This is a genomic window from Saccharothrix sp. CCNWYY140, assembly GCF_037401995.1.
Lineage (GTDB): Bacteria > Actinomycetota > Actinomycetes > Mycobacteriales > Pseudonocardiaceae > Actinosynnema.
Genome location: NZ_JBBEGC010000039.1, coordinates 15,448 through 32,102, shown reverse-complemented (window position 1 = coordinate 32,102; position 16,655 = coordinate 15,448). Strand labels below are relative to the sequence as shown.

The 16,655-nt window shown below is 70.6% G+C and carries 15 protein-coding genes and 1 riboswitch; of the genes, 12 read left to right on the top strand and 3 right to left on the bottom strand.

Annotation, left to right across the window (positions count from 1 at the left end):
• Positions 1–89 precede the first annotated feature (89 nt).
• A complete protein-coding gene (locus tag WBN91_RS19080) occupies positions 90–548 on the top strand; it encodes an Lrp/AsnC family transcriptional regulator (RefSeq protein WP_337725118.1) in 459 nt (152 codons plus the stop codon).
• 114 nt (positions 549–662) lie between these two features.
• Positions 663–2,048, top strand: a complete 1,386-nt coding sequence (locus WBN91_RS19075; RefSeq protein WP_337725117.1) for a hypothetical protein — start codon at positions 663–665, stop codon at positions 2,046–2,048.
• A 3-nt stretch (positions 2,049–2,051) separates the two neighbouring features.
• Here the strand turns inward: WBN91_RS19075 and WBN91_RS19070 are convergent, their stop codons facing one another.
• Positions 2,052–3,623, bottom strand: a complete 1,572-nt coding sequence (locus tag WBN91_RS19070) for a dolichyl-phosphate-mannose--protein mannosyltransferase (protein ID WP_443217751.1) — start codon at positions 3,621–3,623, stop codon at positions 2,052–2,054.
• A gap of 15 nt (positions 3,624–3,638) precedes the next feature.
• On the opposite strand from WBN91_RS19070, the gene rsmI reads away from it, so the two are divergent.
• Complete coding sequence (gene rsmI, locus WBN91_RS19065; protein WP_443217750.1) at positions 3,639–4,493, top strand: 16S rRNA (cytidine(1402)-2'-O)-methyltransferase; 855 nt, start codon at positions 3,639–3,641, stop codon at positions 4,491–4,493.
• Here the strand turns inward: rsmI and WBN91_RS19060 are convergent.
• Complete coding sequence (locus WBN91_RS19060; protein ID WP_337725115.1) at positions 4,480–4,644, bottom strand: hypothetical protein; 165 nt, start codon at positions 4,642–4,644, stop codon at positions 4,480–4,482. The two genes, rsmI and WBN91_RS19060, sit on opposite strands and share 14 nt — an antisense overlap.
• 95 nt (positions 4,645–4,739) lie before the next feature.
• Here WBN91_RS19060 and metG point away from each other — a divergent pair, with 95 nt between their 5' ends.
• From metG to WBN91_RS19015, 9 genes are all read left to right on the top strand, one after another.
• A complete protein-coding gene (metG, locus tag WBN91_RS19055; RefSeq protein ID WP_337725114.1) occupies positions 4,740–6,533 on the top strand; it encodes a methionine--tRNA ligase in 1,794 nt (597 codons plus the stop codon).
• Entirely contained in the window at positions 6,530–7,366 is an 837-nt protein-coding gene (locus WBN91_RS19050) for a TatD family hydrolase (protein WP_337725113.1), read from the top strand. The genes metG and WBN91_RS19050 overlap by 4 nt, the downstream gene beginning before the upstream one ends.
• Before the next feature lie 319 nt (positions 7,367–7,685).
• Positions 7,686–9,074 (top strand): transglycosylase family protein, encoded by a 1,389-nt coding sequence (locus WBN91_RS19045; RefSeq protein WP_443217749.1) that lies wholly within the window; start codon positions 7,686–7,688, stop codon positions 9,072–9,074.
• Positions 9,075–9,223: 149 nt separating this feature from the next.
• A complete protein-coding gene (gene rsmA / locus WBN91_RS19040) occupies positions 9,224–10,105 on the top strand; it encodes a 16S rRNA (adenine(1518)-N(6)/adenine(1519)-N(6))-dimethyltransferase RsmA (RefSeq protein WP_337725111.1) in 882 nt (293 codons plus the stop codon).
• A gap of 86 nt (positions 10,106–10,191) precedes the next feature.
• A riboswitch (SAM riboswitch) is annotated at positions 10,192–10,282 on the top strand.
• 217 nt (positions 10,283–10,499) lie between these two features.
• Entirely contained in the window at positions 10,500–11,510 is a 1,011-nt protein-coding gene (locus tag WBN91_RS19035; protein WP_337725110.1) for a methionine ABC transporter ATP-binding protein, read from the top strand.
• A gap of 23 nt (positions 11,511–11,533) precedes the next feature.
• On the top strand, positions 11,534–12,193 hold the full coding sequence (locus WBN91_RS19030; RefSeq protein WP_337725109.1) for a methionine ABC transporter permease: 660 nt from the start codon (positions 11,534–11,536) through the stop codon (positions 12,191–12,193).
• A gap of 56 nt (positions 12,194–12,249) precedes the next feature.
• Positions 12,250–13,059, top strand: coding sequence for a MetQ/NlpA family ABC transporter substrate-binding protein (locus tag WBN91_RS19025; protein ID WP_337725108.1), 810 nt, complete (start codon positions 12,250–12,252; stop codon positions 13,057–13,059).
• Between the two features lie 139 nt (positions 13,060–13,198).
• Positions 13,199–14,164: a 4-(cytidine 5'-diphospho)-2-C-methyl-D-erythritol kinase gene (locus tag WBN91_RS19020; RefSeq protein WP_337725107.1), complete on the top strand. Its 966-nt coding sequence runs from the start codon at positions 13,199–13,201 to the stop codon at positions 14,162–14,164.
• A gap of 55 nt (positions 14,165–14,219) precedes the next feature.
• Positions 14,220–15,989 carry an ABC-F family ATP-binding cassette domain-containing protein gene (locus tag WBN91_RS19015; RefSeq protein ID WP_337725106.1) on the top strand — a complete coding sequence of 590 codons (1,770 nt, stop codon included), beginning with the start codon at positions 14,220–14,222 and terminating at the stop codon, positions 15,987–15,989.
• A 58-nt stretch (positions 15,990–16,047) separates the two neighbouring features.
• On the opposite strand, the gene WBN91_RS19010 is transcribed toward WBN91_RS19015, so the two are convergent.
• On the bottom strand, positions 16,048–16,644 hold the full coding sequence (locus WBN91_RS19010) for a TetR/AcrR family transcriptional regulator (RefSeq protein WP_121223234.1): 597 nt from the start codon (positions 16,642–16,644) through the stop codon (positions 16,048–16,050).
• Positions 16,645–16,655: the final 11 nt, after the last annotated feature.

Sequence of the window (16,655 nt, the reverse complement as noted above, 5' to 3'; positions counted from 1 at the left end):
TCGGTGGAATGCGCCCGAAGTTAGCCACCCGGTGCCCACTCAGGGTTGTCTGCCGAACCCTATTCGGTGGGACGTGCGATGATCCACCAGTGGACGAACTTGATTCGGCGATCATCCGCCATCTCCAGACAGATGCCCGGCTGACCAACCGGGAACTGGCCAGACGACTGGGCGTGGCCCCGTCCACCGCCCTCGAACGCGTCCGGCTGCTGCGCGAGCGCGGCGTGATCAAGGGCTACCACGCCGACATCGACCTGACCGCCCTGAACCGCCCGGTGGAGGCCTTCGTTGCCTGCCGCATCCGCCCGTTGAGCCGCGCGGTGATCGACAACTTCAAGGCGGCCCTGACCGCGCTGCCGGAGGTGCTGGCGACCTACGTCTGCGCGGGCGACGACGACTTCCTCATCCACGTCGCCGTCCAGGACCTGGAACACCTGCACGAGTTCCTCATCGACCGGCTCAGCGAACGCCGTGAGGTCCTGAGCTTCCGCAGCTCGGTGATCTTCGAAAGCACCCGCAACGCCGTCCTGACCGAACTGCCGCGCTGACAGCGCAACCACTGCGGCTGAACGGGTGAAGCGGGATCGGGGTCGTAACGAACCTTCGGTCGACGCCGAACTACGCCATGTTTCCGATCAGCCGTACGTGCAGCGAGGTGACCGATGTCGTCCGAGGAGAACTGGCACGCCGCGAGGCTGATCCCCACATCGGGCATCAACGGCGCGGAGGAACAGGAACGCCGGGCGACCTCGGCACTGCTGGCCGTCATGTCCTCCGTCCGTGAATTCGGGCGGGCGCTCACCCAGCCCTTCGGCGCGCCGGCGGCCACCGTGCGGACCTTCATCGAAGTGCCGTTCGAACTCGACGGCCGCAAGTTCATCCCGGACGGCCTCATCCGGGTCACCCGCGGCCAGCGGACCTGGACCGCGCTGGTGGAGGTCAAGACGGGCACGAACGAGTTGCAGCGCGAGCAGCTGGAGAACTACCTCGACGTGGCGCGCGACCAGGGGTTCGACGCGCTGATCACGATCTCCAACGAGATCCCCCCATTACCGGACCAACACCCGACCCCGGTCGACCGCCGCAAGGTCAAGAAGGTCGCGCTGCACCACCTGCCCTGGACGCAGGTGCTCTGCGAAGCGGTGATGCAGAAGGAGCACCGGGGCGTCGCCGACCCCGACCAGGCGTGGGTGCTGGGCGAGCTGATCCGGTACCTGGAACACCCGAGGTCGGGGGCGATGGCCTTCGAGGACATGGGGCAGTCCTGGGTGCCGCTCCGCGAGGCGATCCAGGCCGGCACGCTGCGCGCCACCGACAAGGTCGCGCCCGAGGTGGCCCTGCGGTTCGACGCGTTGATCAGGTTCGCCTGCCTGCAACTCGGGCGCAAGCTGGGCACCGAGGTGACGCCCGCCCTGCCGCGCCGGGAGGTGGCCGACCCGCAGGCCCGCGTGACCAAGCAGGTCGCCCAACTGGTCGCCGAGGGCAGGTTGAGCGCGGGCATCCAGATCCCCGGCACCGTGGGCACCCTCCACGTCACCGCCGACCTGCGCGCCGGCCAGGTGATCTGCTCCGTCGACGTCGACGGACCCCGGGAAGGGCGTTCCACCACACGGGTCAACTGGCTGGTGCGCCAGTTGAAGGACGCACCGGAAACGCTTCGGCTGGAAGCCTTCGCACTGCACGCGCGGGGCGCGGGCGCTTCGGAGCTGCTGCGCACCGTGCGGGCGAATCCGGGTGTTCTCGTGGTCGACCCGGCTCGGGAGATCCGCGGTTTCCGCGTGGCGCACTCGATTCCGGCCGGCACCAAGCGCGGCACCGGTCGGAACTCGTTCATCGACTCGGTGCTCGGCGCCGTGATGGGGTTCTACGAGGACGTCATGCAGAACCTGAAGTCGTGGGCCGCGGTGCCGCCGCGCATCCGGTCCGAGGAGTCGTTCACGCCGCCGGCCGACGTGCCCGCCGCGCTCGTGTCCTCCGCGCCGTCGTCGCAGGACGGCGCGGAGACCGCGGCCCCGGCACGTGACGAGGTGTCCGCGGACTCCGCCTGACCGCTACCGCCAGGACGGCAGCCAGCGCTGGGCCTCCCACATCTCCGGTGTTATCGGGATGCCGTTCAAGATCGGCCACAGCCACACGAAGTTCGCCACGACCAGACCCACGTACAGGGCCACGGTCAGCAGGCCCGTGCCGCGGCGTTCCTGGCCGGAGTTCGCCGCGCCCAGGATCTCGCCCAGCGCCAGCGCGATGCCGAGCACCAGGAACGGCGCCATCGGGGTCACGTAGAAGAAGTACATCTGCCGGTCCACGTTGATGAACCACGGCAGGAAGCCCGCGCCGTACCCGACCAGCACCGCCGCGTAACGCCAGTCCAGCTTCGCGATCGACTTCCACATCGCCCACGCCAGCACCGGGAACGCCAGCCACCACATCGCGGGCGTGCCGATGAGCATGATCGCGCCCACGCACGACGCCGCGCCGCAGCCGGTGACGGCGCCCTCGTAGTAGTAGAGCATCGGGCGCAGGCCCATCGGCCACGTCCACGGCTTCGACTCCCACGGGTGCCGGTTGGTGTCCGACGTGACCAGCTTGGTGTGGAACTCCAGCACGTTGCTGCTGTAGTACCAGAGCGCGCGCAGCGGGTCCGGGACCCACGAGTCGTCCGGCAGCTTGGCGCCCACCACGTGCCGGTCGATGGCGGTCTCGCTGGCGAACCACGCCCACCACGTGGCCAGGTAGGCCAGGATCGGGATGACCAGCAGCCCGAACAGCGACGGCAGCAGGTCGCGCACGATCGTGCCCACCCACGGCCGCTCCACGCCCGCCGACCGCCGGGCCAGCGCGCTCCACAGCACGGACAGCACGCCGAAGAACGCGATGTACCACAGGCCGGACCACTTCACGCCGCACGCGAGCCCCAGCGCCACACCCGCGCCGAACCGCCACCACCGGAAGCCCAGCGCCGGTCCGAGCACCGACTGGGTCGCCCAGCCCTCCCGCACGGCCACCGCCAGCCGCGACCGCACCTGGTCACGGTCGGCCACCAGGCACGCGAACGCCACCACGACGAAGAACGCCAGGAAGATGTCCAGCATCCCCATCCGGGACTGGACGTGGCTGACGCCGTCCGCGATGAGCAGCACACCGGCGATCGCGCCGATCAGGTCCGACCGCGACATGCGCCGCGCGATCCGCACCACCAGCAGGATGGTCAACGTCCCGACCACGGCCGAGGCGAATCGCCAGCCCACGCCGTCGTAGCCGAACAGCCACTCGCCGATCGCGATGAGCTGCTTGCCCAGCGGCGGGTGGACGATCAGCTCGTAGCCGGGGTTGTCCTCGTACCCGTGGTTGCGCCACACCTGCGCGCCCTGCGGCACGTAGTGCTTCTCGTCGAAGATCGGGGTGCCCTTGTCGGTCGGGAACCCGAGGTTCCAGAACCGCACCACACCGCCGAGCAGGGCGACGGCCAGCGTGACCAGCCACCCGCGCAGGGGGCTGCTCAGCGGTCCCGGTTCGAGCTGCTGCGCCCGCGTCGCGCGGTCGTTGCCCGGTGGGGGGCTGGTCGGGGGCACGTCCCCGACGTCGACCACGTCGTCTGCGGACTGCGGTGCGATCAGGCTCACGGGGCCGATCGTAGGGTGAACGGTGTGAGACCTGTATCCGGATCAGGCCGTTTGGTGCTCGCCGCTACTCCGCTCGGCGACGTCCGAGACGCCTCGCCGCGTCTGGTCGACGCCCTGGCGACGGCGGACGTGGTGGCGGCCGAGGACACCCGCCGCCTGCGCTCGCTGGCGTCGGCGCTCGACGTCGAGGTCGGCGGGCGGGTGGTGAGCTTCTACGACCAGGTGGAGACCAGCCGCCTGCCGGGCCTGCTGGAGGCGCTGCACGCGGGCCAGACGGTGCTGCTGGTCACCGACGCCGGGATGCCCAGCGTGTCCGACCCGGGCTACCGCCTGGTCGCGGCGTGCGTGGAGGAGGGGCTGGTGGTGACGTGCCTGCCGGGTCCTTCGGCGGTGACCACGGCCCTGGCCGTCTCGGGCCTCCCGTCGGACCGGTTCTGCTTCGAGGGCTTCCCGCCGCGCAAGCAGGGGGAGCGGCTGCGCTGGTTCGCCGCCTTGGCTTCGGAACCGCGCACGTGCGTGTTCTTCGAATCACCCCATCGGCTGGCAGCCACTCTGGCGGACGCGGCTTCGGTGCTCGGGGAGGACCGGCGTGCGGCGGTGTGCCGGGAGCTGACGAAGACGTATGAGGAGGTCAAGCGCGGCGGGCTGGGGGAGCTGGCCGCGTGGGCGGCGGAGGGCGTGAAGGGCGAGATCACGGTGGTCTTGGGGCCGGCTGCCCCGACCGAGGGTCCCTCGATGGAGTCGTTGATCGCCGAGGTGAAGCAGCGGGTCGCGGACGGTGAGCGGCTGAAGGCGGCGGCGGCCGAGGTGGCGCAGGCGGCGGGCGTGAGCAAGAAGGCCCTGTACGACGCCGTGGTCAGCGGCGGCTGACCGGCTCGTCCACCTCGGGCGACCACGCGTCGCCGTCCAGCTCGGCGGAGGCCAGGTCACGGGCAGCGGCCACGTTGGCCGCGAACTCGTCGTCGACCTCGGCCTTGCCGGCCCACCTCTCGAACAGCTCCCGCACCGCGCTCCCGTTCACGCGTCCATGATCGCCCAGCGCGGACGCCGGTTGGCGGCAGCTGCCAACGGCGAGCCGCGCGAAACCGGGTGGCGGCACCTCCGTAGGCTTGGACCATGAGTGCCTCCGTGTTGACCGCGGTGGCGTGGCCGTACGCCAACGGGCCCCGCCACATCGGTCACGTATCAGGGTTCGGTGTCCCCTCCGACGTGTTCTCGCGGTACATGAGGATGTCGGGGCACCGGGTGCTGATGGTGTCCGGCACGGACGAGCACGGCACCCCCATCTCCGTCCAGGCGGAGAAGGAGGGGCTCACCGAGCGCGAGCTGGCCGACAAGTACAACCGGGTCATCGCCGAGGACCTGCACGGGCTGGGCCTGTCCTACGACCTGTTCACCCGCACCACCACCGGCAACCACTACAAGGTGGTGCAGGACCTCTTCCTCGCCCTCTGGAACAACGGCTACGTCGTCCCCAAGACCGAGATGGGCGCGATCAGCCCGTCCACCGGCCGCACCCTGCCCGACCGCTACATCGAGGGCACCTGCCCGATCTGCGGGTACGACGGCGCGCGCGGCGACCAGTGCGACAACTGCGGCAACCAGCTCGACCCGATCGACCTGAAGAACCCGCGCAGCCGGATCAACGGCGAGACGCCGAAGTTCGTCGAGACCGAGCACCTGTTCCTGGACCTGCCGCAGTTCATCGACGCGCTCGGCGGCTGGCTCCAGACCCGCACCGAGTGGCGGCCGAACGTGCTCAAGTTCAGCCAGAACCTGATCAAGGATCTCCGCCCGCGCGCGATCACCCGCGACCTCGACTGGGGTGTGCCGATCCCGCTCGACGGGTGGCGCGACCAGCCGCTCAAGCGGTTCTACGTGTGGTTCGACGCGGTGATCGGGTACTTGAGCGCGTCCGTCGAGTGGGCCCGCCGCAGCGGGAACGACGACGCCTGGAAGGAGTTCTGGACCGGCGACGCCCAGGGCTACTACTTCATGGGCAAGGACAACATCGTCTTCCACTCCCTCATCTGGCCCTCCCTCCTGCTCGGCCAGAACGGCCAAGGCGCCAAGGGCGGGCAACCGGGGGTGTTCGGCGAGCTGAACCTGCCCACCGAGGTCGTGTCCAGCGAGTTCCTCACCATGAGCGGCTCGAAGTTCTCCACCTCGCGCGGCACCGTCATCTACGTGACGGACTTCCTGCGCGAGTTCGGCCCGGACGCGCTGCGCTACTTCATCTCCGTGGCAGGCCCCGAGAACCAGGACACCGACTTCACCTGGGACGAGTTCGTCCGCCGCACCAACTTCGAGCTGGCCAACGAGTGGGGCAACCTGGTCAACCGGTCGATCTCGATGGCGCACAAGAACGTCGGCGCCATCCCGACCCCGGGCGCCCGCACCGACGCCGACCACGACCTGCTGAACCTCTCGAAGCAAGCCTTCGACGTCGTGGGCGGCAACCTGCGCCGGTCGCGGTTCAAGCAGGCGGCCACCGAGGCGATGAAGGTCGTCGGCGCGGCCAACCGCTACCTGTCCGACCAGGAGCCGTGGAAGCTCAAGGACGACCCGGCCCGCCGGGACACCGTCCTGCACACCGCGCTCCAGGTCGTCCAGGACGCGAACGCGCTGCTCACGCCGTTCCTGCCGCACTCGGCGCAGAAGGTGCACGAGGCGCTGGGCGGCACCGGCGTGTGGGCGGCGCAGCCGTCGATCAACGAGGTCACCGACCTGGACGTGCCCGACCGCAAGTACCCGGTGCTGACCGGTGACTACGCGGGCGAGCAGGCCAAGTGGGAGTCCACGCCGATCGAGGCGGGCCGCCCGCTGGCCAAGCCCGCGCCGCTGTTCGCCAAGCTCGCGCCGGAGTTGGCGGAGACCGGCCCGGAGTGGGCCCCCATCGTCACGTCGTGACACCGCGCAAGGGCGAGCGGCCACCGGTCCCGGAAGCGCTTCCGGCGCCGGTGGTCGACGCCCACACCCACCTCGACGCCTGCGGGGCGGAAACACCCGAGCAGGTACGGGAAATGCTCGACCGGGCGAACGCCGCCGGTGTCGACCGGGTGATCACGGTCGGGGACACCGTTGAGTCCGCCCGCTGGGCCGCCCAGGCCGCCACGTGGGACGACCGGGTCTTCGCCGCCGTCGCCCTGCACCCGACCCGGACGTCGGAGTTCACCGACGCCGACCGGTCCGCACTGGAGCGACTGGCCGCCCAACCCCGCGTCGTCGCGGTTGGCGAGACCGGGTTGGACTACTACTGGGACTACGCCCCGCCGGCCGCCCAGCACGACGCTTTCCGTTGGCACATCGAGCTTTCCAAGCGCGTCGACAAGCCGCTGATGATCCACGACCGGGACGCGCACGACGACATCCTGAAGATCTTGGACGAAGAGGGTGCGCCGTCCACTGTGGTCTTCCACTGCTTCTCCGGCGACCTGGCCTTCGCGCGGTCCTGTGTGGAGCGCGGGTTCGTGCTGTCGTTCGCCGGCACGGTGACCTTCAAAAACGCCCACGCCCTGCGGGAAGCCGCGCGGTGGGTCCCGGTGGACCACATGCTCGTCGAGACAGACGCGCCGTTCCTGACGCCACATCCCTTCAGGGGACGCCCGAACGAGCCCTTCTGCGCCAACTACACCCTCCGTGACATTGCGACACTGCGTGATCAAGATCCAGCCGACCTTGCGTCAACTGTCACCCGGAACGCCGAGCGCGTCTTCAATCTCCGTGACTTGGTGCAGTCGTAGTAGTGCTTACGACGATCGGCGGACCTGCTTGCTCCCCTGACGGGGTGAGCGAACTCACAACACCGATCGGGGTGTTTGCACAACCCCGGCGCACCCGTTACGGTCCCGTGACCGTGCCCCACGTTTGAAGTCCGGTGGGGCGCACCCGCAGTCGGGGCGGGTCTACGTAGCCAGAAGCGAGAAGTCGACACGCACGGGAGTTGCCGGAGATCACTAGCTGACCGCCGACACCGAACGTGCGCGGAGCACGGCTTCGCGCCTTCAGGAGGTATGGAACCCCGTGAACTCGTTCAACGAGGACACCGACTGGTTTACGCCCGTGAAATCGACCAGCGTCGATGTCCTGGACAGACCCGAGTCGGACTGGTCCGACTGGGAGACCACCGTCTTCAGCATCACGCCGGACGACGTCCTGGAGGTCCTCGGACCCGACGCGGACGAACTGCTGGCCACCGCGAACGTCGACGTCGACGAGCTGATCAAGCTCATCAACGCCGAGACCACGCTCCTCCCCCCGATCATCATCCCGGACGAGGTCTCCCAGGACCGCGTCGCCGGCGGCCTGGCGCTCGAGCAGCCCAGCGCACCGCCCGCCGCCCTGGTCGAAGCCGCCGGGAAGTGGAAGCGCCGCTTCCTCAAGGCCGCCGTCGCCACCGTCCTGGTGGGCATCTCCGGCGGCGGCGCCACCGCCATCGCGATGGACAAGGCCGTCACCGTCGACGTCGACGGCGAGGCCAAGACGGTCCACACCTACGAGTCCACGGTCGGCGAGATCCTCGCCGACGAGGGCATCACGATCGGCGAGCACGACGCGCTCAGCCCGTCCCCCCAGGCGAAGGTCTCCGACGGCGGCAAGATCTCGTTGGACCGCGGTCGCCTGGTCAAGCTCACCGTCGACGGTGAGCAGCGCGAGGGCTGGGTCCGCTCCGTCACCGTCGACGAGGCCCTGGACCAGCTGAAGGTCAACGACGAGGGCGCGTGGCTCTCGCACGACCGCGGCATGGACGTCCCGCTGTCCGGCTTGTCGTTGGAGGTCAAGAGCCTCAAGACGATCACGCTGTACGACGGCGGCAACCAGCCGCAGCAGATCCAGACCACCGCCGTGACGGTGGACGAGCTGATCAAGTCCCAGAACCTCACGCTCGGCCCGGACGACAAGTTGGAGACCGCGGGCGACCTGCGGATCACCAACGGCGCCGAGGTCCACATCTCGCGCACCGGCGTGTCGGTGATCAACGCGACGGAGGCCATCGCGCCGCCCGTCGAGGAGGTCCCGGACGACACGATGATGAAGGGCCAGAAGGAAGTCCTGGACCCGGGCGAGGCCGGCGAGCAGATCGTCACCTACCGCGTGACGATCAAGAACGGCCAGGAGACCAACCGCGAGAAGCTGGGCGCGAAGGTCACCAAGGAGGCCAAGCCGAAGAAGGTCAAGGTCGGCACCAAGCTCCCGCCGGACGGCGAGATCTGGGACCGGCTGGCCTACTGCGAGGCGACCGGCAACTGGGCCATCAACACCGGCAACGGCTACTACGGCGGCCTCCAGTTCAACAAGGGCACGTGGGACGCGTACGGCGGCGAGCAGTACGCCGAGTACCCCCACCAGGCCACCCGCGAGCAGCAGATCGCCATCGCCACGAAGCTCCGCGACGCCCGCGGCGGCTACTCCGCATGGCCCCACTGCCAGCAGAAGCTGGGCCTGCCGTAACACGGCCGCGACTCCGTCGCGGCGGCGAGGCCGCCTGAAAGTCGGCCCATCGCGTGGGTTTTCCCGACGATCGGAAAAGCTGACCGTCGGGAAAACCCACGCGACAGGCCGACGCGGCCTCGCGGGCGCGGCTGGGGGAGAATCACCGAGTGACTGAAGCTTCATCGCCGGCCGGGCCGGGGGGCAGTGCGCTCCTCGGCCCGGCCGACGTTCGTCGGCTGGCCGCCGAGCTGGACATCCGCCCCACCAAGAAGCTGGGGCAGAACTTCGTGCACGACCCCAACACCGTGCGCAAGATCGTGGCGTCCGCCGACCTGAAGCCCGACGACGTGGTCCTGGAGGTCGGCCCCGGCCTGGGCTCCCTGACGCTGGCCCTGCTGTCCTCCTGCCGCGCCACGGTGGCCGTCGAGATCGACCCCGTCCTGGCCGCACGCCTGCCCAAGACGGCCGCTGAGCGCGCTCCTGGGCTGGTCGACAGGCTCACCGTGATCGAGGCCGACGCGATGCGCGTCACGGCCGACCAGTTCCCCGAAGAACCCACGGCCCTGGTCGCGAACCTCCCTTACAACGTGGCGGTCCCCGTAGTACTGCACCTCCTGGCCGAACTGCCGACGCTGCGCACCGGCCTGGTGATGGTCCAGTCGGAGGTCGCCGACCGCATGGCGGCGGGTCCGGGGAGCAAGGTCTACGGCGTTCCGAGCGTGAAACTGGCCTGGTACGCCGACGCCCGCCGCGCCGGGCCGGTGTCGCGCCAGGTGTTCTGGCCGGTGCCGAACGTGGACTCCGCGCTGGTCGCGTTCGAGCGCCACGCCCCGCTGTCCACGGTGGACCGGAAGGTCCTGTTCTCGTTGGTGGACGCGGCTTTCGCGCAGCGGCGCAAGGTCCTGCGCGGCGCCCTCGCCGGGTGGGCCGGGTCGGCCGCGAAGGCCGAGCAGTTGCTCCTCCGAGCGGGTGTCGATCCCGGCGCGCGCGGCGAACAACTGGACGTCGGAGAGTTCGTCCGGATAGCCGAAGCTGCCTCATCAAACTAGCCGGTGATCTTTCGGCCGAAAGTGTGATTTGACGAACGATCCGCGTCCGGGCTTGCGTTGAAGCAGGTCCGTCGGGTGTACTCGTGCTGCCATCCCGAGCGGCCGAGAGACCTGGCTCTAAGACGCCGCAGCAACCACCTCCCATGAGGCAGGTGCTTCAGCCAGGATCGATGGAGGATCACGTGCCCAGGATGCGAATGCTCACTCGACGGCGAGTCGTCGACCACGGCCGCCGCTCGGTATCGGCCTGTCGCAGCCACTAGAAGCCCTGGCGCCTTCTCAAGTCCTCGCCGCCCTTCGCGCGTGCTTTCCGCGCGGGGCATCTACCTGAGCTGAGTCCCCGGACGCGCACGCCACGTGCGTGCGCTGCCGCGTGCAGTCGTGGAGCGAAAACGTGATCACTGTCGAGAACCTCACCAAGACCTTTCCCGGGAGTACCGGTCAGGTTCGCGCGCTGGACGGCGTGAACCTGGACGTCGCCGCGGGCACCGTCCTCGGCGTCGTCGGCCCCAGCGGGGCGGGCAAGTCGACGCTGGCCCGGTGCGTCGCGCTGCTCGAGCGCCCCGACAGCGGCGCGATCCGCGTCGACGGCACCGACCTGGTGTCCCTCGGCGGCACCGCGCTGCGCAACGCCCGCCGCCAGATCGGCGTTGTGCCGCAAGGGGATTCGCTGCTGCGCCAGCGCACCGCCGCGGGCAACGTGGCGCTGCCGCTGGAGTCCGCGGGCCTGCCCGGTCCGCAGCGCCGCACCCGCGTCGCCGAACTGCTCGACCTGGTCGGCCTGACCGACAAGGCCGGCTCCTACCCCGACCAGCTCTCCGGCGGCCAGCGCCAGCGCATCGCCGTCGCCCGCGCCCTGGCGGCCAGCCCGTCGGTGCTGCTGGCCGACGAGCCGACGTCCGCCCTGGACCCCGAGACCACCGGTTCCGTGCTGACCGTGCTGGACCGGGCGCGGGCCGAGCTGGGCGTGACGGTGCTCGTGGTCACCCACGACATGGGCGTGGTCCGCAAGATCTGCGACGACGTCGCGGTGCTGGAGGACGGCCGCGTGGTGGAGCACGGCAAGGTGCTCGACCTCATCGCCGACGCCGGTTCCCGCACGGCCTCGTCGCTGCTGCCCGCCGTCGACCAGAACCCGGCCGCCGAGAAGGCCTACGACCGCGTCGCGGACGTGGTGCTGGTCGGCTTCGCCGCGGTCGGCGCGCTGCTGCCGGAGGCCACCACCCGGTTCGGCGTCGAGCTGAACCTGCTGGGCGGCGGCCTGACCCGGCTCGGCGAAACCCCGGTCGCGCGCTTCCGCGTCGGCCTGAACGGAGAACGCGCCGACTCGGCGCTCGAATTCATCGCGGACGCGGGTGGGGCAGTGCGGCGGACCCTGACCGGTCCGCAGGGAGTAGCTGCGTGAGGTCCGCAACACCCTGGCCCACCGTGTTCGACGGTGTCCTGGTCGCCACCGGGCAGACGTTGTACATGGTGGCCGTCTCCACCCTGATCGCTGTGCTGCTCGGCATTCCCGTCGGCATCTGGCTGCAACTCACCGCTCCCGGTGGGTTGCGGCCGAAGCCGGTGGTGCACAACCTGCTCGGTTTCGTCGTGGACCTGGGGCGGTCGATGCCGTTCCTGGTCCTGCTGATCCTGCTGATGTCGTTCACCCGGTTGTTGCTGGGCAACACCATCGGGCCGACGGCGGCGATCGTCCCGCTCGCGGTGGGCGCGATCCCGTTCGTCGGCCGGCTGGTGCAGAACGTGCTGGCGGAAGTCCACTTCTCGGTGGTGGAGGCCGCGGTGACCACCGGCGCCTCCACCTTCAAGATCGTCCGCTCGGTCCTGATGCGCGAGTCGCTGCCCGCGATGATCAACGCCATCGGGGTCACCGCCATCGCCATCCTGGGCTACTCCGCGCTGGCCGGCGTGGTGGGCGGCGGCGGCCTCGGCGACGTGGCCGTCCGCATGGGCTACCAGCGCTTCGACGACCGCTACCTCTGGAGCACGGTGGCGGTCCTCGCGGTCATCGCCACGCTCATCCAGGTGATCTCCAACCGCGTCGCGCGGGCCGTGGACCGGCGCCGGCACGCGTCCTCCGTCTGAAACCCGGACCACCCGAGCCGGGTTCGAACCACCCGACCCCGAAGGAAAACCCCCTGATGCGTATTCGTGCTGCCCTCGTCGCCGTGCTGCTGACCGCGGTGGGCTGCGGAAGCGGCCAGACCGGCGGCGCCGCCTCGGACCCGAACGCGGCGCTCAAGGTGGGCGTGAGCCCCGTCCCGCACGCCCAGGTGCTGCGCTACGTCGCCGACAACCTGGCCAAGGACAAGGGCCTGAAGATCGAGGTCGTCGAGTTCACCGACTACGTCCAGCCCAACACCGCCCTGGTGGACGGGTCGCTGGACGCCAACTACTTCCAGACCGTGCCCTACCTGGAGACCTTCAAGTCCGAGAGCGGCGCGAAGCTGGAGTGGATCGGCCCGGTCCACATCGAGCCGCTCGGCGTGTACTCCAAGAAGCACAAGAAGCTGTCCGACCTGCCCAGCGGCGCCCGGGTCGCGGTCGCGAACGACGCCACCAACGAGGCCCGCGGCCTGAGGCTGCTCCAGGACAACGGCCTGATCAAGATCAAGGCCGGCGCGGAGAAGACCGCGACCATCAGGGACATCGCCGAGAACCCCAAGAACCTGGAGTTCGTCGAGCTGGAGGCGGCCCAGCTGCCCCGGTCCCTGGAGGACACCGACGCCTCCGTGGTGAACGGCAACTACGCGATCGACGCCGGCCTGAAGCCCGCGAACGACGCCTTGGCGCTGGAGAAGGCCGAGGGCAACCCGAACGCGAACGGCCTGGTCACGCGAGTCGAGCTGAAGGACGACAAGCGGATCAAGGACCTGCTGGAGCTCCTCCAGTCGCAGCAGGTGAAGGACTACATCAAGCAGACGTTCTCGGGTTCGGTCCTGGCGGTCTGACCCGGCCTCCCAAGCCTGCGCGCTCCCGGCTCCGGCCGGGGGCGCGCAGTGCTGTGCGGGTCGGACCCGGCGTGAGGGGCCGGCGCGGCCGGTGAACGGCACCCCGTCGATCATCGGCGACAACCCGTAGGCTTCTTGTGTGCTCGCCGTCGTTCCGCCACCGGTCACCGTCCGCGTCCCGGCCAAGGTCAACCTGCACCTGGCCGTCGGGGAGACGCGCGCGGACGGCTACCACGACCTGGTCACCATCTTCCAGGCGCTGTCCCTGACCGACGAGGTGACGGTCGCGGTCACCGACGACCCCGGGGTCGAGGTGCACGGGGAGGGCGCGGACGTCGTGCCCACCGGGCCGTCCAACCTGGCCTGGAAGGCCGTCCGCGCGCTGGCCGCCCACGTCGGCAAGGACGTGGAGGACCCGAAGGTCCGGGTGGTGATCCGCAAGTCCATCCCGGTCGCCGGCGGCATGGCCGGCGGCAGCGCCGACGCCGCCGCCACGCTGGTCGGGCTGGCCGCGCTGTGGCGGCTGGAGATCGGGCGCGACGAGCTGGCGGGCCTCGCCGCCAAGATCGGCGCGGACGTCCCGTTCGCCCTCTACGGCGGCACCGCGCTGGGCACCGACCGGGGCGACCAGATCGTCCCCGTGCTGGCCCGGCACACGTTCCACTGGGTGCTCGCGTTCGACCGGCGCGGCCTGTCCACGCCCGAGGTGTTCGGCGAGCTGGACCGGCTGCGCGCCGACGGCGACCCGCCCCGCGTGGGGCCCGCCGAGGCCGTGCTGGAGGGCCTGGCGTCGGGCGACCCGCGGCAGCTCGCGCTGCTGCTGGGCAACGACCTCCAGGCCGCCGCCGTGTCCCTGCGCCCCAACCTGCGCCGCACGCTGCGCGCCGGGGTCGACGCGGGCGCGCTGGCGGGCATGGTGTCCGGCTCGGGGCCGACGTGCGCGTTCCTGTGCACGGACGGCGACTCGGCGGTCCGCGTCGCGGCCGAGCTGGCCGGCGCCGGGGTGTGCCGGACGGTGCGGGTCGCCCAGGGGCCGGTGCACGGTGCGCGGGTCGTCGGGGTCGAGGAGGCTCCGCGGCCGACGCCGCCCGAGGTGCACGCGTGACCCGCCCGACCCCGCCCGTGAGCTTCGAGCACGTGACTAGCTGAAGGTTGTGTTGATGGCCAACTTGGTCAACTTGGAGACGGTCTCCAAGTCGTTCGGTGTGCGCCCGTTGCTGGACTCCGTCTCCCTCGGGGTCGGTGAGGGCGACCGGATCGGGGTCGTGGGCCTCAACGGCGGCGGCAAGACGACCCTGCTGGAGGTCCTCGCGGGTCTCGCCGAACCGGACGACGGGCGCGTCAGCCGACAGCGTGACGTCCGGATGGCGGTGGTCACCCAGCGCACCGAACTGGCGCCGGACTCGACGGTCCGCAACGCCGTGATCGACCCGTTGGGGTTCGACGCCGAACACGAGTGGGCGGCGGACGCGCGGGTGCGCAACATCCTGGACGGGCTGGGCATCACCGCGCTCGGGCTGGACTCGGTCGTGGGCACCATGTCCGGTGGCGAGCGGCGCCGGGTCGCGCTCGCGGCGGCGCTGGTGCAGGAGCTGGACCTGGTCGTGCTGGACGAGCCGACCAACCACCTCGACGTCGAGGGCGTCCGCTGGCTGGCCGACCACCTGCTGGCCCGCCGGACCGCGCTGGTGGTCGTGACCCACGACCGGTGGTTCCTGGACACCGTGTGCACGCGCACGTGGGAGGTCGTCGGCGGGCGCGTCGAGCAGTACGAGGGCGGCTACGCGGACTGGATCTTCGCCCGCGCCGAGCGCGCCCGGCTCGCCGACGCCATCGAGGAGAAGCGCCGCAACCTGGCCCGCAAGGAGCTGGCGTGGCTGCGCCGCGGCGCGCCCGCGCGGACCTCCAAGCCGCGGTACCGGATCGAGGCCGCCGAGGCGCTGATCTCGGACGTGCCGCCGCCGCGCGACTCGGTCGAGCTGCTTGCCTTCGCCAAGCGGCGGCTGGGCCGGACGGTGCTGGAGCTGGAGGACGCGACCCTGACCGTCGGCGACCGGACGCTGGTGCGGGACCTGACCTGGCGGGTCGGCCCGGGTGACCGGGTCGGCATCGTGGGCGTGAACGGGTCCGGCAAGACGACGTTGCTGCGGGCGCTGGCCGGCGAGCGCGAGCTGGACGCCGGCAAGCGCGTGCAGGGGCAGACCGTGAAGCTCGCGCACCTCTCGCAGGAGCTGCACGACCTGGACGGGTCGATGCGGGTCCTGGAGGCCGTGGAGGAGATCGCGCGGCGGGTCGTGCTGGGCAAGCAGGAGATGTCCGCGTCCCAGCTGGCCGAGCGGTTCGGGTTCTCGTCGCAGCGGCAGTGGACGCCGGTCGGCGACCTGTCCGGCGGCGAGCGGCGGCGGTTGCAGCTGTGCCGGCTGCTGATGGCCGAGCCGAACGTGCTGCTGCTCGACGAGCCGACCAACGACCTGGACATCGACACGTTGCAGCAGCTGGAGGACCTGCTGGACTCGTGGCCCGGGACGCTGGTGGTGATCTCGCACGACCGGTACCTGGTGGAGCGGGTGTGCGACCAGGTCGTGGCGCTGTTCGGGGACGGGCGGCTGACCGACCTGCCGGGCGGGATCGAGGAGTACCTGCGCCGCCGGGACGCCCAGCAGGCCGTGGCCCCCGTCGCGGCGACCCCGGCCGCGAAGGCCCCGTCGTCGGCGGCCGACCAGCGCGCGGCCCGCAAGGAGCTGGCGCGGCTGGAGCGGCGGTTGGAGCAGCTGCACAAGAAGGAGGCGGAGCTGCACGCCAAGCTCGCCGAGGCGGCCACCGACCCCGAGCGGCTGATGGCGCTGGACGCCGAGCTCAAGAACGTGCTGGCCGAGGCCGAGGACGTCGAGGCCCAGTGGCTGGAGGCCGCCGAGACCGCCGAGGGCTGAGCCGACCGCCGCTCCCACCGCACGCGGGAGCGGCGCGGCCGGCCGCCGGCGGGACCGGTCAGCGGCGGGTGCGCAGGCGGGGCTTGTGGTCCATGTGGGACAGGCCCTTCCAGGCCAGGTTCACCAGGTGGGCCGCCACCTCGTCCTTCTTCGGCTTGCGGACCTCCAGCCACCACTGGCCGGTCAGCGCCACCATGCCCACCAGCGCCTGGCTGTAGAGGGCGGCCAGCTTGCGGTCGTAGCCCTGGCGGGAGAAGTGCAGGCCCAGGATCGACTCCACCTGGGAGGCGATGTCGTTCAGCAACGACGAGAAGGTGCCGGTCGAGGAGGCCACGGGGGAGTCGCGGACCAGGATGCGGAAGCCGTCCGTCGAGCCCTCGATGTAGTCCAGCAGCGCGCAGGCCGCCTGTTCGAGCAGTTCGCGCGGGTGGCCGCCGGACAGGGCGTTGACTATGTGGTCCATCAGGTACTGCATCTCGCGGTCGACCACGACCGCGTAGATGCCTTCCTTGCCGCCGAAGTGCTCGTAGACCACCGGTTTCGAGACGCCCGCCCGGTGGGCGATCTCCTCGATCGAGGTGACCTCGAAGCCCTTCTCGGCGAACAGCGCGCGGGCCACGTCCAGGAGCTGTTCGCGTCGTTCCTTGCCGGTCATGCGCACGCGCG

Excerpts from the sequence above, each read along its gene's own strand:
- WBN91_RS19025 (WP_337725108.1), top strand. The coding sequence starts at position 12,250 with ATGCGTATTCGTGCTGCCCTCGTCGCCGTGCTGCTGACCGCGGTGGGC.
- WBN91_RS19015 (WP_337725106.1), top strand. The coding sequence starts at position 14,220 with ATGGCCAACTTGGTCAACTTGGAGACGGTCTCCAAGTCGTTCGGTGTG.
- WBN91_RS19075 (WP_337725117.1), top strand. The coding sequence starts at position 663 with ATGTCGTCCGAGGAGAACTGGCACGCCGCGAGGCTGATCCCCACATCG.
- WBN91_RS19010 (WP_121223234.1), bottom strand. The coding sequence starts at position 16,644 with ATGACCGGCAAGGAACGACGCGAACAGCTCCTGGACGTGGCCCGCGCG.
- metG (WP_337725114.1), top strand. The coding sequence starts at position 4,740 with ATGAGTGCCTCCGTGTTGACCGCGGTGGCGTGGCCGTACGCCAACGGG.